The 24,352-nt window shown below is 74.3% G+C and carries 1 protein-coding gene; it reads left to right on the top strand.

The features are described from left to right. Window positions 1-28: 28 nt before the first annotated feature. Window positions 29-24,319, top strand: a complete 24,291-nt coding sequence (locus tag QSK39_RS26515) for a type I polyketide synthase (RefSeq protein WP_502873309.1) — start codon at window positions 29-31, stop codon at window positions 24,317-24,319. The last annotated feature ends 33 nt before the right edge of the window (window positions 24,320-24,352 follow it).

Here is a 24,352-nt window from a genome sequence, read left to right as displayed (position 1 = left end):
CGGTGGAGGACCACAGGCGAGGGCGCTGGTGAACGAAGACAAGCTCCGGGACTACCTGAAGTGGGTCACGACCGACCTCGCCGAGACCCGGCAACGCCTCCAGGAGCTGGAGGCGGGGGAGCGGGAGCCCATCGCCATCGTCGCGATGGGCTGCCGGTTCCCCGGCGGCGTGACGTCCCCGGAGGATCTTTGGGACCTGGTCTCCGACGGGACCGACGCGATGTCCGGGTTCCCGGCCGACCGCGGCTGGGACGTCAGCGACGGCGACTACGCGCGCACCGGTGGGTTCATCGACACCGCCACGACGTTCGACCCGGCGTTCTTCGGCATCAGCCCGCGTGAGGCCCTGGCCACCGACCCGCAGCAGCGGTTGCTGCTCGAAGTGTCCTGGGAGGTCTTCGAACGCGCCGGGATCGACCCGGGTTCGCTGGCCGGGACGTCCGCGGGCGTCTTCGTCGGCTCGACGCCGTCCGGGTACGGCCTGGGCAGTGAGACCGGCGAGGTCGCCGGGCACCTGCTCACCGGCAACGCGGGCAGCGTCCTGTCCGGACGGCTCGCCTACAGCTACGGCCTGGAAGGGCCCGCGGTCACCGTCGACACGGCGTGCTCGTCGGCGCTGGTCGCGCTGCACCTCGCCTGCCAGGCGCTGCGCAAGCGGGAGTGCTCCCTCGCGCTGGCCGGTGGCGCCACGATCATGTCGACCCCGGCCGTCTTCCTCGAGTTCGCCCGCCAGGGCGGCCTGTCCGGCGACGGCCGCTGCAAGCCGTTCGCCGAGGCCGCCGACGGCACCGGCTGGGGCGAAGGTGTCGGCCTGCTGCTGCTCGAGCGCCTGTCGGACGCGCGCCGTCGCAACCACCCGGTGCTTGCCGTCATCGAGGGCTCGGCCGTCAACTCCGACGGCGCGTCCAACGGCCTGACCGCGCCCAACGGTCCGTCCCAGCAGCGGGTGATCCGCGCGGCCCTGGCGTCCGCCGGGCTCTCGCCCGCCGACGTCGACGTCGTAGAGGCGCACGGCACCGGCACCACGCTCGGCGACCCGATCGAAGCCCAGGCGCTGCTGGCCACCTACGGGCAGAACCGCCCGGCGGACCGGCCGCTGCGGGTCGGCGCGGTGAAGTCCAACATCGGGCACACCCAGGCCGCTTCCGGCGCGGCCGGCGTGATCAAGATGGTCCTGGCCCTGCGGAACGGGCACCTGCCGCACACCCTGCACCTGGACGAGCCGTCGTCCCACGTGGACTGGACGGCCGGGTCGGTCGAGCTGCTCGGCGAAGCGATGCCCTGGCCGGAGCGCGACGCGCCCCGTCGCGCCGGCGTGTCCGCGTTCGGCGTCAGCGGCACCAACGCGCACGTCCTGCTCTCCGAACCGCCCGCGGCCGAAGAGACCGAAGAGGTCCCGGCTTCGACCGGGCCGTGGCCGTTCCTGGTCTCCGCGCGTGGCGCGGCCGCCCTGCGTGAGCAGGTCGTGAGCCTCCGGTCGGTTGCGGAGAAGGAAGACCTGGCCGACCTCGCCTGGTCGCTGGGCACCGGCCGGGCGGCCCTGGACGACCGCGCCGTCGTCCTCGCCGACAGCCGGGACGAGCTGCTGCGCGGCCTCGACGCCCTCGCCGCGGACGGCGTCGCGCCGGGCTTGGTGCGCGGCACGATCCGGCCGGGCAAGCTGGCGTTCCTCTTCACCGGCCAGGGTGCCCAGCGCGCCGGGATGGGCAGTGAACTGGCCGCGCGGTTCCCGGTGTTCGCCGCCGCCTTCGACGAGGTGTGCGCGGAGTTCGACCGCCACCTCGACCGTCCACTGCGGACGGTGATCGCTTCGGGTGAGCGTCTCGACGAGACCGCGTACACCCAGCCCGCGCTGTTCGCGGTCGAGGTCGCGCTGTACCGGCTGGCCGAGTCCTGGGGCTACCGGCCGGACTACCTGCTGGGCCACTCCATCGGCGAGCTGGTCGCCGCGCACCTGGCCGGGGTACTTTCGCTGGCCGACGCGTGCACGCTGGTCGCCGCCCGCGGCCGGCTGATGCAGGCGCTGCCGACCGGCGGCGCGATGGTCGCCGTGCAGGCGACCGAGGACGAGGTCGACGGGGTCTCGATCGCCGCCGTCAACGGTCCGGATTCGCTGGTCCTGTCGGGTGACGAGGACGTCGTGCTGGCCGCCGCCGAGCGGTTCGCCGGGTTGGGCCGCAAGACCAAGCGCCTCGACGTCTCGCACGCGTTCCACTCCGCCCGCATGGACGGGATGCTCGCCGAGTTCCGCCAGGTCCTCGACGGGCTCACGTTCAACCCGCCGAAGATCGCGGTCGTCTCCAACGTCACCGGCACCCTCGCCGACCGGCTGACTTCGCCGGACTACTGGGTTTCGCACGTCCGTGAGGCCGTGCGATTCGCCGACGGCATCGGCTGGCTGGCCGAGGCCGGCGTGACCGGCTTCCTCGAACTGGGTCCCGACGGCGCGCTGGCCGCACTCGCCCAGGACTGCCTGCCCGACGGCTCGGCCGTGGCCGCGCTCCTGCGCCGGGACCGTCCCGAGACGCCTTCCGCGCTGACCGGGCTGGCCCGGATGCACGTGTCCGGCCACGGACCCGACTGGGCGGCCGTCCTGGGCGGCGGTCGCCGCGTCGACCTGCCCACGTACCGCTTCCAGCGGCAGCGCTACTGGCTGGAGCCCTCGGCCCCCGCCGGAACCGGGGACGACGAGTTCTGGTCCGCCGTCGACACCGGGTCCCTCGCCGAGGTGCTGGACCTGCCCGAGGGGGCGGTCGGCGACCTGCTGCCCGCGCTCTCCGCTTACCGTGCGAAGCGTCAGGAAAAGTCCACTGTGGACGCTTGGCGGTACGGGATCGGCTGGGCTCCGGTTTCCCCGGCGCAGAAGCCGCTCTCCGGGACCTGGCTGGCAGTCGTCCCGGAAGACTTCTCGTCGCCGGTGCTCGACGCGCTGGTGAACCGCGGGTTCGTCCCCGTCACGCTCGATCGGCTGGCCGAGCACTCCGATGTGGACGGTGTGCTTTCCCTGCTGGCCTGGGACACCGAGGCCCTGCTGCGCACCATCGAGCTGATCCGCACCGCGGCCGCCCCCGTCTGGGTCGCCACGCGGGGTGCCGTCTCCACCGGGCAGTCCGACCCGCTGACCGCGCCCGGCCAGGCTCCGCTGTGGGGCCTCGGCCGGGTCGCCGCGCTGGAGTACCCGCAGCGCTGGGGCGGTCTGGTCGACCTGCCCGCCGAACTGGACGACCGCGCCCTCGACCGGCTGGCGGCCGTCCTGTCCTCGGCCGAGGACCAGGTGGCCGTGCGCGCGTCCGGCGTCTTCGCGCGGCGGTTCCAGCGGACCACCGGCCCGGCCGCCGAGCCGTGGTCGCCCGCCGGAACCGTGCTGATCACCGGCGGCACCGGCGCGCTGGGCGCGGTCGTCGCCCGCACGCTCGCCGAAGCCGGGGCCGAGCACCTCGTCCTGGCCGGCCGCCGCGGTCTCGACGCCCCGGGCGCGACCGCGCTGCGGGACGAGCTGACCGCGCTCGGCACCCGGGTCACCGTCGCGGCTTGCGACGTCGCCGACCGCGACGCCGTGGCCGGCCTTCTCCGTGAACTGCCCGACCTCGACGCCGTCATCCACACCGCCGGGGTCCTCGACGACGCCGTGCTGGACGGCGTCACCGCCGAGCAGCTGACCACCGTTTTCCGGCCCAAGCTCGACGCCGCCCGGCACCTCGACGAGCTGACCCGCGATCACACCCTGTCCGCGTTCGTGCTGTTCTCGTCGTTCGCGGGCAGCCTCGGCGCGGTCGGGCAGGCCGCCTACGCCGCCGCCAACGCCGGGCTCGACGCCCTGGCCGAGCAACGCCGCGCCGCCGGGCTGCCCGCCACCTCCGTGGCCTGGGGCCCGTGGGGCGGCAGCGGCATGGCGGCCGACGACCTGGTCGCCGACCGGATGCGCCGGGGTGGCGTGCCGCCGATGGCGCCGCGCCTGGCCGTCGCCGCCCTGCGCCGCGCGATCGGCAGCGGGGCGGCCAACCCGATCGTCGCCGACGTCGACTGGGCGAAGTTCGTGCCCGGGTTCACCACCACCCGGCCCAGCCCGCTGCTCGGCGACCTGCCCGAGGCGCGGGACGCGATGCACGTCCCCGAAGAAGAATCACTGGTCGCGCGGCTGACCGGACTGTCCACTGAGGACCAGCAGGCCCTCCTGCTCGACGTCGTCCGCACGCAGGCCGCCGCTGTGCTCGCCTACCCCGGGCCTGACGCGGTCGAGCCCGAGCGGGCATTCAAGGACCTCGGCGTCGACTCGCTGACCGCCGTCGAGCTACGCAACGGCCTCGGCGCCGCGACCGGGCGCGCGCTGCCCGCGACGCTGGTGTTCGACTACCCGACCCCGGCCGCCGTCGCCACGTACTTGCGCGAGGAACTGGCCGGATCCGTCGCGACGCCGGTCGTCACGGGCTCCGCCACGGCCGTCGACGACGAGCCGCTCGCCATCGTGTCGATGGCCTGCCGCCTGCCCGGCGGCGTGCGGTCGCCCGAAGACCTGTGGGACCTCCTGGCCGGTGGCCGCGACGCCGTCGGCACCTTCCCCGAGGACCGCGGCTGGCCGCTGGCCGACCTCTACCACCCGGACCGCGACCACGAGGGCACCAGCTACACGCGCCACGGCGGTTTCCTCGACGGCGTGGCCGACTTCGACGCCGGCTTCTTCGGGATCTCGCCGCGCGAGGCTCTCGCCATGGACCCGCAGCAGCGGCTGCTGCTGGAGACCTCGTGGGAGACGTTCGAGCGCGCGGGCATCGATCCGTCGTCGCTGCGCGGCGCCCAGGTCGGTGTCTACATCGGAACGAACGGCCAGGACTACGCGGCGCTGCTGCGCGAGTCCGGCGAAGGCAGCTCGGACGGGCACGCCGGGACCGGCAACGCCGGGTCGGTCGTCTCCGGCCGGATCTCCTACGTGCTGGGCCTGGAAGGTCCTGCCGTCACGGTCGACACCGCGTGCTCGTCGTCGCTGGTGGCGCTGCACTGGGCCGCGCAGTCGCTGCGCTCGGGCGAATCGTCGATGGCGCTGGTCGGCGGCGTGACCGTGATGACGACGCCGGGTGCGTTCCTGGAGTTCAGCAAGCAGGGCGGGCTCGCCGAAGACGGCCGGTGCAAGGCGTTCGCGGACGGCGCGGACGGCACGGGCTGGGGCGAAGGTGTCGGCCTCATCCTCGTCGAGCGGCTGTCCGACGCGCGCCGCAATGGGCACCCGGTGCTGGCGCTGGTGCGCGGCTCCGCGGTGAACCAGGACGGCGCGTCCAACGGGCTCACTGCCCCGAACGGTCCTTCGCAGCAGCGGGTGATCCGGGCGGCGCTGGCGAACGCGGGCCTGACGCCGTCCGATGTGGACGCTGTCGAGGCGCACGGGACCGGGACGACGCTGGGCGACCCGATCGAGGCCCAGGCACTGCTGGCCACCTACGGCCGGGACCGCGAACAGCCGTTGTGGCTGGGTTCGCTGAAGTCCAACATCGGGCACACGCAGGCGGCCGCGGGCGTCGCCGGGATCATCAAGATGGTCCTCTCTCTGGGCCACGGCCTGCTGCCGAAGACGCTGCACGTCGACCAGCCGTCGCAGCACATCGACTGGGACAGCGGCGCGGTGGCGCTGCTGACCGAGGCTCGCGACTGGCCGTCGGAAGACCGGCCGCGCCGCGCGGGAGTCTCCTCCTTCGGTGTCAGCGGCACGAACGCGCACGTCATCCTCGAAGGCGTCCCCGCGGCCGAAACCCCGGCCGCTTCGGACGGGCTCGTGCCGTGGGTCCTCTCGGGACGGTCCGAGGCTGCCCTGCGCGACGCCGCCCGCGACCTGCTGCGGCTGCGGGCCACCGACGTCACGGCCGTGGCCGCAGGCCTGGCCGGACGTGCCGCGTTCGAGCACCGGGCCGTCGTGCTCGGCGCGGACTTCACCGAGCTGGCGACCGGCCTGGAAGCCCTCGCGGCCGGCGCGCCGGCCGCGAATCTGGTACTCGGCAAGCAGAACGGCGGGAAGACGGCGTTCCTGTTCACGGGCCAGGGTTCGCAGCGCGCCGGGATGGGCGCGGAGCTGTACGACCGGTTCCCGGTGTTCGCGGACGCGTTCGACGCGGTCTGCGCACTGGTGGACTCTTCGCTGGACCGCCCGCTGCGCGAGGTCGTCTTCGGGGATGCCGCGCTGCTGGACGAGACCGGGTACACCCAGCCCGCGTTGTTCGCGGTCGAGGTCGCGTTGTTCCGGCTGCTGGAGTCGTGGGGCGTCCGGCCGGACTACGTGGCCGGGCACTCGATCGGCGAGCTGGCCGCGGCGCACGTCGCAGGCGTGCTGTCCCTCGAGGACGCTTGCACGCTCGTCGCGGCACGCGCGAGCCTGATGCAGGCGCTGCCCACGGGCGGCGCGATGCTCGCGGTGCAGGCCACCGAAGACGAGGTCGCCGCCGTGCTGGGTGACGGCGCGGGGTTCGCGGCCATCAACGGTCCTCAAGCGACGGTCGTGTCCGGCGACGTCGACGCGGTCACCGCGGTCGAGGAGCACTTCGCCGGGCTGGGCCGGAAGGTGCGGCGGCTGACGGTGTCGCACGCGTTCCACTCCGCGCTGATGGACCCGATGCTGGACGCGTTCGCGGCCGTCGCCGACGGCTTGACCTTCCACACACCGAAGATCCCTGTGGTGTCCACAGTGTCCGGACGCCTGGCCGGAGACGAGATCCTGACCCCGGTGTACTGGGTGCGCCAGGTCCGCGAGCCGGTCCGGTTCGCCGACGCCGTCGGCACGCTGAGCGGGCTGGGCGTCACCGGGTCCGTCGAGCTGGGCCCGGACGGCGTGCTCGCCGCACTCGCCCAGGAGACGCTGCCCGCGACGGCGACGCTGCGGAAGGACCGGCCCGAGGAGCGGACGCTGCTCGCCGCGCTGGCCCACCTCCACGTCTCCGGGCACACGCCGGATTGGTCCGCGGTGCTGCGGCCCGCGTCGTTCGTCGTGCTGCCGACTTATCCCTTCCAGCGTGAGCGGTTCTGGCCGCGCACGCCCGAGGCCGTCGCCACTCCGGCGAACGTCGTGGACGGCGAGTTCTGGGCCGCGGTCGAAACCACGGACCTGTCCGCCCTGGCCTCGACCCTGGACGTCGCCGAAGCCGAGCTGTCCGGCCTCGAGACCGCGCTGCCGCTGCTCGCGCGGTGGCACGGGAACCGCGCCGCTCTGTCTACTGTGGACAACTGGCGATACGCCGTGAACTGGCGTCCGCTGGCAGCGTCGGAAGGAACGCCGGGCAGCTGGCTGCTGGTGCTCCCGGAGCACGGCGTCGAGCCGCACGTCCTGGCCGCGCTGACCGCGGGGATCGACTGCCGCCCCGTGCGCCTCGGTGACCTGCCCGGCATCGACGGTGAGTTCGCCGGCGTGCTGTCGCTGCTCGCCCTCGACGAGCGCCCCGCGCCGGACGCCCCGGAGATCACGACCGGCCTCGCCGCGACCCTGGAGCTCCTGCAGTCGCTCGGCGACGCCACCCCGTTGTGGGTGGCCACTTCGGGCGCGGTCTCGGTCGGCCGCGCCGACGCGGTCCGCAGCGCGACGCAGGCCGCACTCTGGGGCTTCGGCCGCACCGCCGCTGTCGAACACGCCGGCCGCTGGGGCGGCCTGGTCGACCTGCCCGCCGACCTCGACGAGCGCGCGGTCGCCCGGCTGGCGAGCGTGCTCGGCGGAACCGAAGACCAGGTCGCCGTCCGCGACTCCGCCGTCTTCGCCGCGCGCCTCGAACGCGCTCCCGCTCCCGCCGGCGGCTCCTCGTGGCGGCCGCGCGGCACCGTGCTGATCACCGGCGGGACCGGGGCGCTCGGCGCCGAGGTCGCCCGCTGGCTGGCCCGCACCGGAGCCGAGCACCTCGTGCTGACCAGCCGCCGGGGCCTCGATGCCGCCGGCGCTCCGGAACTGCGCGACGAACTGACCGCGCTCGGCGTCACCGTGACCGTCGCGGCCTGCGACGTCACCGACCGAGCCGCCGTCGCCGCGCTGGTCGGCGGCCTCGACGGGCTGCGGGCCGTCGTGCACGCCGCCGGGGTCGCCCAGTCCGCGCCCCTGTCCGGGCTCGGCGTGGCCGAGTTCGCCGGGTTCACCGCCGCCAAGCTCGCCGGCGCCGAGAACCTGGACGCCGTCCTCGGCGACCGCGAGCTCGACGCGTTCGTGCTGTTCTCGTCCATCGCGGGCGTCTGGGGCAGCGGCGGCCAGAGTGCCTACGCGGCCGCGAACGCCTACCTCGACGGCCTCGCCCGCCGCCGCCGCGCGGCCGGGCTGGCCGCGACGTCGGTGGCCTGGGGCCCGTGGGCGGGCGGCGGCATGCTGGCCGACGAGGGCGCGGAGGACCACCTGCGCCGCCGCGGCCTCCGGCCCCTGGACCCGCAGCTGGCGATCACCGCGCTGCGGCAGGCCCTCGACTCCGGCGACACCACCGTGACCGTCGCCGACGTCGACTGGGCGCGGTTCGCTCCCGGCTTCACCTCGGTCCGCCCGAGCGCGCTGCTCGGCGACCTGCCCGAGGTCCGCGCCGCGCTCGACGTCCCGGTCGAGGAGACCCGGCGCCGGGAGCTGTCCGCCGACGAACTCCCGGACCTCGTCCAGCGCGAAGCCGCCGCCGCCCTCGGGCACGCCGACCCGGCGTCCGTCGCGGTGGACCGGCCCTTCCGCGACCTGGGCTTCGACTCGCTGACCGCCGTCGAGCTGCGCAACCGCCTGAGCGCGGTCACCGGGCTGAAGCTGCCGTCGACGCTCGTCTTCGACCACCCGACGACCACCGTGCTCGCGGGCTTCCTGGCCGGTGAGCTGTTCGGCACCGAAGACGCCGTCGTCCCGGCGCAGCGTCTCGAGGACGCCGACGAGCCGATCGCGATCGTCGGCATGAGCTGCCGCCTGCCCGGCGGGATCACGTCGCCGGAAGAGCTGTGGCGGCTGCTGGCCGACGGCGGCGACGCCATCTCGTCGTGGCCCGAGGACCGCGGCTGGGACGTCGAAGGCCTCTACGACCCCGACCCCGACGCCGCGGGCAAGAGCTACTCCCGCGACGGCGGGTTCCTGACCGGCGCCGGCGAGTTCGACGCCGCGTTCTTCGAGATGAGCCCGCGCGAGGCGCTGGCCACCGACCCGCAGCAGCGGCTGCTGCTCGAAAGCTCCTGGGAGGCCCTGGAACGAGCGGGCATCGACCCGCGGTCCCTGGCCGGGAGCGCGTCCGGCGTGTTCGTCGGCGCGGGCGTCTCGGGCTACGCCGCCGGTCTGCGCGAGGCACCCGAAGGCCTCGGCGGGCACCTGCTCACCGGCAACGCCGGCAGTGTCCTTTCCGGACGGATCGCCTACCACCTCGGCGTCGAAGGCCCGGCCGTCACGCTGGACACGGCGTGCTCGTCGTCGCTGGTCGCGCTGCACCTCGCCGCCCGGTCCCTGCGCTCGGGCGAGTGCTCGCTGGCGCTGGCCGGCGGCGTCGCGGTGATGGCCAACCCGGCCGCGTTCGTCGAGTTCAGCCGGCAGCGCGGCCTCGCGCCGGACGGCCGCTGCAAGGCGTTCGCTGACGGCGCCGACGGCACCGGCTGGTCCGAAGGCGTCGGCATGCTCGTGCTGGAACGGCTGTCCGACGCCCAGCGGCTCGGGCACACCGTGCTCGCCGTGGTGCGCGGCACCGCGGTGAACTCCGACGGCGCGTCGAACGGCCTGACCGCGCCGAACGGCCCGTCCCAGCAGCGGGTGATCCGCGCCGCGCTCGCCGACGCCGGGCTCGAAGCGTCCGAAGTGGACGCCGTCGAGGGCCACGGCACCGGCACCCGGCTCGGCGACCCGATCGAGGCGCACGCCCTGCTGGCCACCTACGGCCGCGACCGCGAGCGCCCGCTGTGGCTCGGCTCGCTGAAGTCCAACCTCGGGCACACCCAGGCCGCGGCCGGGGTCGCCGGGGTGATCAAGATGGTGCTCGCGCTCCAAGGCGGACTGCTCCCGAAGACGCTGCACGCGTCGACGCCTTCGTCCGAAGTGGACTGGACAACGGGCAGCGTCTCGCTGCTGACCGAAGCGATGCCGTGGCCGGCCGACGATCGTCCCCGCCGCGCCGGGATCTCCGCGTTCGGCGTCAGCGGTACGAATGCACACGTCATCGTCGAAGAGGCGCCCGCGACCGCACCCGAGCTGCCGCGGCCGCGGCGCACCGGGCTCGTCCCGCTGGCGCTGTCCGGCCGGTCGGAGACGGCACTGCGGGCGCAGGCCGCAGGGCTGCTCGACACGGCTGCCGACCCGGCCGACCTGGCCTGGTCCCTGGCGACGACGCGCTCGGCGTTCGAGCACCGGGCCGTCGTGCTGGCCGGGGACGATGCCGAACTGCGGACCGGGCTCGCCGCACTGGCGGAGGGAACCAAGTCCGCCGCGGTGGTGCTGGGGACGGCCGCGCCTGGCCGCACGGCGTTCCTCTTCACCGGCCAGGGCGCGCAGCGGATCGGCATGGGCCGCGAGCTGTACCGCGAGTTCCCGGCGTTCGCTTCGGCGTTCGACGCGGTGTGCGCGCACTTCGACGGCAAGCTGGACCGGCCGCTGCTCGGCGTCATCGAGCACGGCGAGCTGCTGGACCGGACCGAATACACCCAGCCCGCGCTGTTCGCGGTCGAGGTGGCGCTGTACCGGCTCCTCGAAGACTGGGGCGTGCGCCCGGACTTCGTCGGCGGGCACTCCATCGGCGAACTGGCCGCCGCGCACGTCGCGGGGGTGCTGTCCCTCGAAGACGCGTGCACGCTCGTCGGCGCCCGCGCGCGTCTCATGCAGGCGCTGCCCGAGGGCGGGGCGATGGTGGCCGTCGCGGCCACCGAGGACGAGGTCACGCCGTTGCTGACCGACGGCGTATCGCTGGCGGCGGTCAACGGGCCGTCGTCGGTCGTGCTCTCCGGTGACGAAGACGCCGTGCTGGCGGTCGCCGCGGGGTTCGAGAAGACCCGGCGGCTGCGGGTGAGCCACGCGTTCCACTCGGCCCGGATGGACGGCATGCTCGCCGGGTTCCGCGCGGTCGCGGCGGGGCTGACCTACCACGAGCCCACGGTGCCGGTGCTGTCGAACGTCACCGGCGCGCTCGCGTCGGCGGCCGAGCTGGGCGACCCGGAGTACTGGGTCCGGCAGGTCCGCGCCACCGTCCGGTTCGCCGACGGCGTCCGCACGCTGGCCGGGCGCGGCGTGACCCGGTTCCTCGAACTGGGCCCGGCGGGTGTCCTTTCCGCGATGGTCGCCGAAAGCCTGGACGATGTGGTCGCGGTGCCGGTGCTGCGCGCCGACCGTCCCGAGGCCCGGACGCTGCTGTCCGCGCTCGCGTCGCTACAGGTCGACGGCGGCGGCGTCGGGTGGGCCGAGGTGCTGCACGACGGCGTGCGGGTCGAGCTGCCCACTTACGCGTTCCAGCGTGAGCGGTATTGGCTGGAGGTCCCGGACGTCGACGGCGACCCCGCGTCGCTCGGGCAGTCCGGCGCCGGGCACGGCCTGCTTTCCGCGGCCGTGGAGCTGGCGGGTGCGGACGGCGTCCTGCTCACCGGGCTCCTGTCGGCCGACGCTTCGCCGTGGCTGGCCGAGCACCGCGTCGACGGCGAGACCCTGTTCCCCGGGGCGGGGTTCGTGGAGCTGGCGCTGCGGGCGGCCGACGAAGCCGGCTGCGAGCAGGTCGAAGAGCTGGTCATGGAGGCCCCGCTGGTGCTGCCCGAGCGCGGCGGCGTGCCGGTGCAGGTCCGCGTCGAAGCTCCGGACGGCGCCGGACGGCGCGCGTTCGGCATCTACACCCGCGCCGAGGACTGGGTCCGGCACGCGACCGGCTTCCTCTCCACCGGATTGTCCACTTCGGACGACTTGACCGAGTGGCCGCCGGCCGGCGCACTGCCGGTCGAGGACTTCTACGCCCAGCGCGCGGCGGCCGGGTTCGCCTACGGGCCGACGTTCCAGGGCCTCCGGGCGGCGTACCGGGTCGGGGACGAGGTGTTCGCCGAGGTCGCGTTGCCGGCGGGGACGTCCGCGGAGGGTTGGGGACTGCACCCGGCGTTGCTGGACGCGGCGTTGCACGCGCTGGCCTTTGCCGATTTGCCGGGGGAGGGGCTGCTGCCGTTCTCGTGGTCGGGCGTGAGCCTGCACGCGACCGGCGCGACCGAGCTGCGGGTGCGCCTGCGGACGGCGGGCAGCGCGGTGCAGGTGACGCTGGCGGACGCGTCGGGCCAGGTCGTGGCGGTGGCCGAGTCGGTGGTCCTGCGCCCGATGACCCGCGCGGTCGTGACCACGCACCACCGCGTGGAGTGGGTCGTGAGCGGGGAGCAGGGTTCGCGCTCACGGCCGGCCGCAGGGGAACGGCTGGACCGCTCGCGCGCCGCCGAGTCGGGGCTCGACCTCTCGCGGGCCGCCGGGCTCGGGGATCTCTCCGGGCTCGGGCTCGGCGACCTGCCCACCTACCAGGAGTTCGCCGAGCTGGCCGCCGCCGGTGACGTTCCCGAACTTGTCTTCGCCTCCTGCCGTCCCGACGACACCGAGGACCTCACCTGGGCCGTCTGGGCTTCGGCGCAGCGGGCCCTCGCTCTCACCAAATCCTGGCTCGCCGACCCGCGGTTCGCCGCTTCACGGCTCGTCTTCGTCACCCGGGGCGCGGTCGCCGTGACCGACGGCGAACTCCCCGATGTCGTGGAAGCCGCCGTGTGGGGTGCGGTCGAGCCCGTGCTGGCCGAGCACCCCGGGCGGTTCGCCCTCGTCGATGGCGCCGCCGTCGAGCCGGGCGCCGATCGGCTCGCGATCCGCGAGGGCGTCGCCTACGAGCCGCGGACCACCTCCGTCACGCCGGATGCCTGGAAGCCCGAGGGGACCGTCCTGCTCACCGGCGCGTCCGGCGAACTGGGCGCCGCCGTCGCGCGGCACCTCCTCGAGGACCGAAGCGTCCAGCGGCTCGTCGTGCTCGGGGGCGAGCCCCAGCCGGGTGCCGAAGTCATCTCCTGCGACCCCGCCGACCGGTACGAACTCGCGCGGGCTCTCCGCGACCTCCCGGACGTCACCACCGCCGTCCACATCGGACTCGCCGAGGGCCCGGCCGATCTGCGCGACCGTGCGGACATCGCCTTCAACCTCGCCGAGCTGGACGTCGACCTCGTGGTCCTGACCGCCGCGGGCGGCGACGGCCTGGTCGCGGCGCAGACCGCGGTGCTCGAAGCCGTCGCGCGCAGTGCGCTCGCCTGCCGCCCCGGTGAGACGTTCGACCTGCTGGGGACGAGGGGCGCGCTGCGCACCGTCGAGAAGGCCCCGGCGAAGGTCAAGGCCCGCCGCGTGGTCGCCCAGGTGGCCGACGCGGGCAACGCGCTGCACCAGAAGCTCGCCCGCCTGCCCGAAACCGACCGGCACCGGGCACTCCTGGACATCGTCCGCACCGAAGCCGCGCTCGTGCTCGGCCACTCCGGGCCCGAGGCGGTCGGCGCCGACCGGGCGTTCAAGGAACTGGGCGTCGACTCGCTGACCGCCGTCCAGCTGCGCAACGCGCTCACCACCGCGACCGGCCTGCGCCTGCCCGCGACCTCCGTCTTCGACCACCCGACCCCGGTCGCGCTGGCGAAGGCGCTGCACGCCGAGCTGTTCGGCGAGGAAGACGTTGCGGAAGAGGCCGTCACCCGGGCGGTCGACGAACCGATCGCGATCGTCGGCATGGCCTGCCGCTACCCCGGCGGCATCGCCGACCCCGACGACCTCTGGCGGCTGGTCGCCGAGGGCGGCGACGCGATTTCGCCGTTCCCCACCGACCGCGGTTGGGACCTCGAGGCGCTCTACGACACCGACCCCGACGCGCCGGGCACCTGCTACGCCCGCGAGGGCGGGTTCCTGCACGACGCGAGCGCGTTCGACCCCGGCTTCTTCGGGATCAGCCCGCGTGAGGCCGTCTCGATGGACCCGCAGCACCGCCTGCTGCTGGAAGTCTCCTGGGAGTCGATGGAACGCGCCGGGATCGACCCGGCCACGCTGCGCGGCAGCCGCACCGGCGTCTTCGCCGGCATCACCTACCAGGACTACGGCGGCCTCCTCGGCGCCGCGACTGACAGCTTCGAAGGCTTCCTCGGCACCGGCAACTCCCCGAGCGTGCTGTCGGGCCGCGTCGCCTACACCTTCGGCCTCGAAGGGCCCGCGGTCTCGATCGACACCGCGTGCTCGTCGTCGCTGGTGGCGATCCACTGGGCCTGCCAGTCCCTGCGCGAGAGCGACTGCACCCTCGCCCTCGCCGGCGGCGTGACCGTCATGTCCACGCCGGTCTCGCTCGTGGAGTTCAGCCGCCAGCGGGCGCTGGCCGCGGACGGGCGCAGCAAGCCCTTCTCGGCCGACGCCGACGGCGCGAGCTGGGCCGAGGGCGCCGGAATGCTGCTGCTGGAAAGGCTTTCCGACGCCGAGCGCAACGGCCACCGCGTGCTCGCGGTGATCAAGGGCTCCGCGATCAACTCCGACGGCGCGTCGAACGGCCTCACCGCCCCGAACGGGCCGTCGCAGCAGCGGGTGATCCGGCGGGCGCTGGCCAACGCGCGGCTGACGCCGTCCGATGTGGACGTCGTCGAGGCGCACGGCACCGGCACCAAGCTGGGCGACCCGATCGAGGCGCAGGCCATCATCGCCACCTACGGCCGCGAGCGGCCCGCGGACCGGCCGGTGTACCTGGGCTCGTTCAAGTCGAACGTCGGGCACGCGCAGGCGGCCTCCGGCGTCGGCGGCGTGATCAAGATGGTCCAGGCCATCCGGCACGGCCTGCTCCCGAAGACGCTGCACGCCGAAGTCCCGTCGCCGCACGTCGACTGGGACGCGGGCGACGTCAGCCTGCTCACCGAGACCCGGCCGTGGCTCTCCGAGGGCCCACGCCGCGCGGGAGTCTCGTCGTTCGGGATGAGCGGCACGAACGCGCACGTGATCCTGGAGCAGGCCGGGGAAACCACCACGGAGGAGCACGAGACTCCGGCCGCGGTGCCGTGGCTGCTGTCCGGCCGCACGCCGGATGCGCTGCGGCGGCAAGCCGAACTGCTGTCCACAGTGGAGTCCGGATTCGCCGATGTCGCGGTGTCGCTGGCCACCACGCGCTCGGCGTTCGAGCACCGGGCGGTCGTCGTCGGCGCGGATCGCGACGCGCTGCTGGCCGGCCTGACCGATCCCGCCGTGCGCGGGGTTGCCGGGACGCCCGGCAAGACCGTGTTCGTCTTCCCCGGCCAGGGCTCGCAGTGGGTCGGGATGGCGCTCGAACTCGCCGGAGCCACGCCGGTGTTCGCCGACCGCCTGGCCGAATGCGCCACCGCGCTCGAACCCTTCGTGGACTGGCAGCTCGCCGACGTCCTGGGCGACGCCGAGATGCTGCATCGGGTCGACGTCGTGCAGCCGGCCTGCTGGGCCGTCATGGTGTCGCTCGCCGCGCTGTGGGAGTCCTACGGCGTCCGGCCGGACGCCGTGATCGGGCACTCCCAGGGCGAGATCGCCGCCGCCTGCGTTTCCGGCGGACTGTCGCTTGAGGACGGTGCGCGCGTTGTCGCGTTGCGGAGCAAGGTGATCCGGGCGTCGCTGGCCGGACGCGGTGCGATGGCGTCGGTGGCGCTGCCGGCCGAGGACGTCGAGCTGCCGCCCGGCGTGTCGATCGCTGCGCTGAACGGCACCGCCGCGGTGACCGTCTCCGGCGACCCGGACGAGGTCGACGCGCTGGTGGCCCGCTACACGGCCGACGGTGTCCGGGCCCGCAAGGTCGCGGTCGACTACGCGTCGCACTCCCAGTACGTCGAGGCGATCGAAGCCGAACTGCTGGAGGTGCTGGCCCCGGTCTCGCCGCGCGAAGCCCGGATCCCGTTCTACTCGACCGTCACCGGCGACTGGCTCGACACCACCGAGCTGACCGCCGCCTACTGGTACCGCAACCTGCGGCAGCGCGTCCTCTTCGCGCCCGCCACCGTGGCGCTCGGCGAGCAGGGCTTCGGCGTGTTCGTCGAGTCCAGCGCGCACCCCGTGCTGGGCACCGCGATCGCCGGGACCCTCGACGACGCCGTCGTCACCGGCTCGCTGCGCCGCGACGAGGGTGGCCTCGCCCGTTTCCTCACCTCGGCCGGCGAGCTGTGGGCGCGCGGCGTCGACGTGGACTTCGCGCTGACCGGATCCATTGTGGACCTGCCGACCTACCCGTTCCAGCGGCAGCGCTACTGGCCGACGCTGCCCGGCCCGGGCGACGTCGCCGCGGCCTCCGACGCCGCCGACGCCGGGTTCTGGACGGCCGTCGAACGCGACGACGCCGGTGAGCTGGCGAAGACGCTCGGACTCGACGCGGGGGCCGTCGAAGGTCTGCTGCCCGCTCTGGCCGCCTACCGCAGGCAGCGTCGCGAAGAATCCACAGTGGACAACTGGCGCTACCGGGTCGGCTGGCAGCCGGTCACCGTCGACGCCTCGCCGCGCCTCGACGGCACCTGGCTGGTCGTGCGCCGTCCGGACGACGAGACCCCGTTGCCGCTGGAGCGCTTCGGTGCCGAGATCGTCACCGTCGAAGCCGAGGTCGGCATCGACCGCGCCGTTCTCGCCGAGCGGATCGGGGACGTCGAACCGGCCGGGATCCTGTCCCTGCTGGGTACCGACGAGTCCTACCGCGGGCTCGTCGACACCCTCACGCTGATCCAAGCCCTCAACGACCTCGACGCTCCCTTGTGGACGTTCACCCGCGGTGCCGTGTCGACCGGCAAGGCCGACGCGCTCCGCAACCCGGCCCAGGCGCCGGTGTGGGGTCTCGGCCGCGTCGCCGCGCTCGAACACCCCGGCCGCTGGGGTGGCCTGCTCGACCTGCCCGCCGACCTCGACGAACGCGCGTTCGCCCGCGTGGTCGCCGCGCTCACCGGGGACGAAGACCAGGTCGCCGTCCGCGCGTCCGGTGTCTTCGCTCGCCGGCTCCTGCGGTCTCCGCTCGGCTCGGCACCAGCGCCCGGCGAATGGACGCCGGAAGGCACCGTGCTGATCACCGGCGGTACCGGTGGCCTGGGCGCGAAGGTCGCGCGCTGGCTGGCCGGCCGCGGTGCCGAGCGGCTGGTGCTGACCAGCCGTCGCGGTGCCGAGGCCCCGGGCGCGACCGAGCTGTGCGAAGAACTCGCCGGACTCGGTGCCCAGGCGACCGTCGTGGCCTGCGACGTCGGCAACCGTGACGCGCTGGCCGCGGTCATCGCCGAGTACCCGCCGAACGCGATCGTCCACGCCGCCGGTGTCCTCGACGACGGCGTGCTGTCCTCGCTCACCCCGGAGCGGCTGGCCGGGGTGCTCAAGCCCAAGGCGCTCGCCGCGTTCCACCTGCACGAGCTGACCCGCGACCTCGACCTGTCGGCGTTCGTCTCCTTCGCGTCCACCGCGGGTGTCTGGGGCGGGCCCGGCCAGGGCAACTACGCCGCCGCCAACGCCTACCTCGACGCGCTCGCCGACCACCGGCGCTCGCTCGGCCTGGCCGCGACGTCGATCTCCTGGGGCCCGTGGGCCGACACCGGCATGGCCGACGCCACCGCCGTCGCCGAACGGCAGCGCCTCGGTGGGATCCACGCGCTCGACCCGGAGCTGGCGATCTCGGCGCTGCAGCAGGCCCTCGACCACGGCGAGACCACGCTGACCGTGGCGGGCGTCGACTGGGCGCGGTACGTGCCGTCGTTCACCGCCGTCCGGCCGAGCCCGCTGCTGCTCGGCATCCCCGAGGCGCGGCAGGCGATCGAAGCCGCGGGGGAGACCACTCAGGCCGTCGGGCTGAGCGAGCGGGACGTGCTCGAGTTCGTCCGCACCCAGGTCGCCGGGGTGCTCGGCTACGCCGGGCCGGCCGACGTCGAGCCGAACCGCGCGTTCACCGACCTCGGGTTCGACTCGCTGACCGCGGTCGACCTGCGCAACCGGCTGTCCGCCGCCACCGGGCTCAAGCTGCCCGCGACGCTGATCTTCGACTACCCGACCACGACCGCCCTGGTCACGCACCTCAAGGGCGAGCTGGGCGAACCGGCCGAGACGACGTCCACAGTGGACGTCACGCCGAGGACCGTCGAGGACGACCCGATCGCCATCGTCTCGATGGCGTGCCGGTTCCCCGGCGGCGTGCGCTCGCCGGAGGACCTGTGGGCGCTGCTCTCCGGCGGCGCGGACGCGATCACCGACTTCCCCGACGACCGCGGCTGGGACCTCGACGCGCTCTACGACCCGGACCCCGACCACCAGGGCACGTCCTACACCCGCCGCGGCGGGTTCCTCGACGGCGCCAGCCGGTTCGACGCCGCGTTCTTCGGCATCAACCCGCGCGAAGCCCTGGCCATGGACCCGCAGCAGCGCCTGCTGCTCGAGACGGCCTGGGAGGCCATCGAACGCGCCGGGATCGACGCGGCGTCGCTGCGCGGCGGCCCGGTCGGCGTCTTCGCCGGTTCGAACGGGCAGGACTACACCCCGCTGCTCGCGCTCGGCGACGACGAAGGCGTCGAGGGCTACACCATGACCGGCAACGCGGGATCCGTGGTGTCCGGCCGGATCTCCTACGCGCTCGGCCTGGAAGGCCCGGCCGTCACGGTCGACACGGCCTGCTCGTCCTCGCTGGTCGCGGTGCACCTCGCCGCGCGGGCGCTGCGGTCGGGCGAGTGTTCCCTCGCACTGGCCGGCGGCGTCACGATCATGTCGACGCCCTCCGGGTTCATCCAGTTCAGCCGCCAGCGCGGCCTCGCGCTCGACGGCCGCTGCAAGGCGTTCTCCGACGACGCCGACGGCACCGGCTGGGGCGAGGGCGCCGGGATGGTGCTCCTCGAACGGCTGTCCGACGCACGCCGCAACGGGCACCCCGTGCTCGCGCTGGTCCGCGGCAGCGCGGTCAACCAGGACGGCGCGTCGAACGGCCTGACCGCCCCGAACGGCCCTTCGCAGCAGCGAGTCATCCGCGCCGCACTCGCCGATGCTGGACTGGCGGCGTCCGAAGTGGACGCTGTCGAGGCACACGGCACCGGCACGGTGCTGGGCGACCCGATCGAGGCGCAGGCCGTCCTCGCGACCTACGGGCAGGACCGCGACCGGCCGCTGTGGCTCGGCTCGGTGAAGTCCAACATCGGGCACACGCAGGCCGCCGCCGGTGCGGCCGGGATCATGAAGATGGTCCTGTCGCTGCGCCACGACCTGCTGCCGAAGACACTGCACGCGGATACTCCGTCGTCCCATGTGGACTGGAGCACCGGCGACGTGCGGTTGCTGTCCGACGCCGTCGCGTGGGCGCCGAACGGGCACCCGCGCCGCGCCGGGATCTCGTCGTTCGGCGTGAGCGGCACCAACGCCCACGTGATCGTCGAGCAGGCTCCCGAAGAGTCCCCGGTGGCGGAACCGACGTGGTCCGGGCCGGTGCCGTGGGTCCTTTCGGGACGGTCGGAAGCCGCGCTGCGGGCGCAGGCGGCCCAGCTGGCCGAACACCTCACCAACGAACGGCCGGCCGACGTCGGCTGGTCCCTGGCCACCGGTCGCTCGGCGTTCGAGCACCGTGCGGTGGTGATCGGCACCGAGACCGACGAACTGCTGCAGGGCCTGCGCGACCTCGTCGACGGACCCCTCCCCGGCACCACGAGTGAGGGCCGGATCGGGTTCCTGTTCACCGGTCAGGGCGCGCAGCGGCTCGGCATGGGCCGCGAACTGTACGACGCGCGCCCGGTGTACGCCGAGGCGTTCGACGCGGTGTGCGCGCACTTCGACACCGAGCTGGACCGGCCGTTGCGGGACGTCGTCTTCGGCGACGAAGACCTGCTGAACGAGACCGGCTACACCCAGCCCGCGCTGTTCGCGGTCGAGGTGGCGCTGTTCCGTCTGCTGGAGTCGTGGGGCGTGCGGCCGGAGTACCTGGCCGGCCATTCGATCGGCGAGCTGGCCGCCGCGCACGTCGCCGGAGTGTTCTCCCTGGCGGATGCGTGCCGGCTGGTCGCGGCGCGCGGACGGCTGATGCAGGCCCTGCCGCGCGGCGGCGGGATGCTGGCCGTGTCGGCCACCGAAGACGAGGTCACGCCGTTGCTCACGGACACGGTGAGCATCGCCGCGATCAACGGGCCGACGTCGATCGTGGTCTCCGGCGACGATCTCGACGGAATCGAGGAACACTTCACCGCGCTGGGCCGCAAGACCAAGCGGCTCACCGTGTCGCACGCGTTCCACTCACCGTTGATGGACCCGATGCTGGGCGAGTTCGCGAAGGTGGCCGAGCAGATCACCTACGCCGAGCCGAGCCTGCCGATCGTCTCCACGGTGACCGGCACGGTCACGTCTCCGGTGACGCCGGAGTACTGGGTCGGCCAGGTGCGCGCGGCGGTGCGGTTCGCCGACGCCGTCACGACCCTGCACGGGCTGGGCGTCAACCGGTTCGTCGAGATCGGCCCGGACGCCGTCCTCACTCCGATGGTCGATGCGGCGGTGACGATCCCGACCTTGCGCAAGGGCCGCGACGAGCGGGTCACCGCGCTGGCCGCGGTCGGCGAGCTGCACGTCCACGGGCAAAGTCCTGATTGGACGGCGGTGTTCGCCGGGACGGCCGCGCGCCGGATCGACCTGCCGACGTACGCGTTCCAGTACCAGCGGTTCTGGCCGCACCTGTCCGGCATGCCGCTGGGCGACGTGGCCGCCGCCGGGCTCACCGCGGTCGACCACCCGCTCCTCGGCGCGGCGGTCTCCGTGGCCGGAGCCGACGAGCTGCTGTTCACCAGCCGGCTCGCCCTGTCGACGCACCCGTGGCTGGCCGGGCACGAGGTCATGGGCCAGGTCCTGCTGCCGGGCACCGCGTTCCTGGAGCTGGCCGTCCGCGCCGCGGACCAGGCCGGCTGCGCCCGCGTGGAGGAGCTGACCCTGGCCGCGCCGCTGGTGCTGCCCGCGCGCGGCGGCGTCCAGCTGCAGTGCTCGGTCGGGACCCCCGGCGAAGACGGGACGCGGGCCTTCACCGCGCACTCGCGGGTCGAAGGCACCGAGGAGTGGGTCCTGCACGCCACGGGCCTGCTCGCCGTCGAAGCCGGGAACCCGGGCGAAGCGCTGTCCGAGTGGCCGCCCGCGAAGGCGGAACCCCTTGCCGTGGAAGACTTCTACGAAACCTACGCGGCGGGCGGGTTCGCCTACGGGGACGCCTTCCGCGGCCTGACCGCGGCCTGGCGGCAAGGCGACGACGTGTTCGCCGAGATCGCCCTGCCCGATTCGGCCCGCGACGACGCGCGCCGCTTCGGCCTCCACCCGGCCCTGCTCGACGCGGCCCTGCAAGCGCTGCTCTACCTGCCGCTGGCCGGGTCCGGGCAGAGCAGGCTCCCGTTCTCGTGGGCGGGGGTCACCCTGCACGCGTCCGGCGCCGACGCCCTGCGCGTCAAGCTCAGCCTGGCCGGAGCGGACGCACTCGCGCTGACCATCGCCGACGCCGCCGGGCACCCGGTCGCGACGGTGGATTCCCTTGCCATGCGCCAGGTGTCCGCGGACCAGCTGACGACCGAGCCCAGCGGGCTGCGTGACTCGCTGTTCCAGGTGGATTGGATCCCCCTCGACACCGGGTCCGAACCGGACACCGGGTCCTGGGCCGTGCTCGGTCCGGACCAGCACAAGCTCGGCGTCCAGCTCGGCACGTCCGGCCCCCTGAAGTCCTATGTGGACATCGATGCGCTGCTCGCCGAAAGCGGAACACCGCCCGAGGTGGTCTTCGCGCCGCTCGCCCCGGCCCGCGCGGCGGACCTGCCGGGTTCGGTGCGCGCGGCCACCGGGCTCGCGCTCACCACCGTGCAGCGCTGGCTGGCCGAAGAAGCCCTGGAAGGTGCGAAGCTCGTGTTCGTCACCTCCGGCGCGGTGGCCCACCGCGGCGAGGTGACCGACCTGGCCAACGCCGCCGTCTGGGGCCTGGTCCGCTCGGCCCAGGCCGAGAACCCGGACCGGTTCCTGCTGGTGGACGTCGACGGCAAGGAAGCGTCCTACGGCGCGGTCCCGGCCGCGCTCACCACCGGCGAACCGCAGGTGTCCCTTCGCGACGGCGAACCGCACGCGGCCCGGCTGGTGCGCGCCGAAGCGGCCGGAGGCGTGCTCAGCGCGCCGAAGGACGGGCACTGGCGGCTCGACATCGTCGACAAGGGCACCCTGGAGAACCTCACCCTGCTGCCGTGCCCCGAGGTCGCCGGACCGCTGCCGGACGGCCACGTGCGGATCGCCGTCCGCGCGGCGGGCGTCAACTTCCGTGACGTCCTCAACGCCCTCGGCATGTACCCCGGCGAGGCCGGGGCGATGGGCCTGGAAGGCGCGGGCGTGGTCACCGAGGTCGGCCCCGGCGTCACCGGGCTGGCCGTGGGCGACCGGGTGCTCGGCATGTTCCCCGGCGCGTTCGGGCCCCTGGCCGTCGCCGACCAGCGGCTCGTCGCCCGCGTCCCGGACGGCTGGTCGTTCGCCGAGGCGGCGTCCGTGCCGATCGTGTTCCTGACCGCCTACTACGCGCTGGTCGACCTCGGCCGCGTGCAGGCGGGAGAGACCGTGCTGGTCCACGCGGCCGCCGGCGGCGTCGGCATGGCCGCGGTCCAGCTCGCGAAGCACCTCGGCGCCGACGTGTTCGGCACCGCGGGCGCCGGTAAGTGGGACGCGCTGCGCGAGCACGGCCTCGCCGACGACCGGATCGCCTCCTCGCGGACCCTGGACTTCGAGGACCGGTTCCTCGCGGCCACCGAGGGTCGCGGCGTCGACGTCGTGCTGGATTCGCTGGCCGGGGAGTTCGTGGACGCGTCGTTGCGGTTGCTGCCGCGGGGCGGCCGGTTCCTGGAGATGGGCAAGACCGACGTCCGGAACCCCGCCGAGGTTGCGGGAGCCCACCCGGGCGTCGCCTACCAGGCGTTCGACCTCATCGAGGCCGGGCCCGACCGCATCGCCGAGATGCTGCGGGAGGTCCTCGGCCTGCTCGGCCGCGGCGTGCTGCGGCCGATCCCGGTCACCGCCTGGGACGTCCACCGCGCCCCCGCGGCGTTCAAGCACCTCCAGCAGGCCAAGCACGTCGGCAAGGTCGTGCTGACCGTGCCCGCACCGCTCGACGCGCAAGGCACGGTCCTGATCACCGGCGGCACCGGCGGCCTCGGCGGGCTGCTGGCCCGCCACCTGGTCACCGAGCACGGCGCGCGGCACCTGCTGCTCACCAGCCGTCGCGGCCTCGCGGCCGAGGGCGCCGAGCAGCTGCGGGACGAGCTGACCGGGCTGGGTGCGACCGTCACGGTGGCGGCGTGCGACGCGGCCGACCGCGACGCACTGGCCGCGTTGCTCGACGGCATCTCCGACGAGCACCCGCTGCGGGCGGTCATGCACACCGCCGGGGTGCTCGACGACGGCGTCGTCGGCTCGCTGGACGCGGCCCGCCTCGACAAGGTGCTGCGGCCGAAGGTCGATGCCGCGGTGCACCTCGACGAGCTGACCCGCCACGCCGACCTCACCGCGTTCGTGCTGTTCTCCGGCGCCGCCGGGCTGTTCGGCGGCGCGGGACAGGCGAACTACGCGGCCGCCAACGCGTTCGTGGACGCCTTCGCCACCCACCGGCACGCCCTCGGGCTGCCCGCGGTGGCCCTGGCGTGGGGCCCGTGGTCGGCCGCCGTCGGCATGACCAGCGGCCTGACCGAGACGGACCTGGGCCGGATGGCCCGCGCCGGGCTGCTGCCGCTGTCCGCCGAGCTCGGCCTCGCCCTGCTCGACGCGGGTGTGGCGTCCGGCGAGGCGGCCGTCGTGCCGATGCGGGTCGACCCGGCCGCGCTGGCGTCCTCGGGCGCGGTGGCCCCGCTGTTCCGCGGGCTGGTCAGCGCCCCGGCGCGGCGGGCGGTCGCGTCCGTCGCGAAGGCCGAGCCGGTGGGCCTCGCCGAGCGGCTGGCCGCGACGCCGGTCGGGGACCGCGAAGACCTGGTGGTGGACCTGGTGGCCGGCCAGGTCGCCGCCGTCCTCGGGCACGCGTCCACAGTGGACATCGACCCCGGGAAGGCGTTCAGCGAGCTGGGCTTCGACTCGCTCACCGCGGTCGAGCTGCGCAACCGGCTCGGCGCGGTCGCCGGGAAGCGGCTGCCCGCGACGCTGGTGTTCGACTACCCGACGGTCGCCGAGCTGGCGGGCTACCTGCTCGAAGCGATCGCGCCGCCGGCCCCGTCGGCGAACGGCATGGTCGACGACCTGCGCAGTTCGCTCGCTTCGCTGCCCGAAGGCTACGAGGGGCGCGAGCAGATCACCGAACGGCTGCAGAGCCTCCTCGACTGGTGGACCGGCACCGCCCCCGAAGAACCGCAGTTGGACGACGAAGTCGCGGCCGCGTCCGCCGACGAGCTGTTCGACCTGATCGACAAGGAGTTCGGGGCGTGACCTCCGACAACGAGAAGAAGCTGCTCGACTACC

This window comes from Amycolatopsis sp. NBRC 101858 (assembly GCF_030269325.1).
GTDB lineage: Bacteria > Actinomycetota > Actinomycetes > Mycobacteriales > Pseudonocardiaceae > Amycolatopsis > Amycolatopsis ponsaeliensis.
Note: the sequence above shows the minus strand (reverse complement) of the source record. Positions and strands in the feature narration are given on the sequence as shown.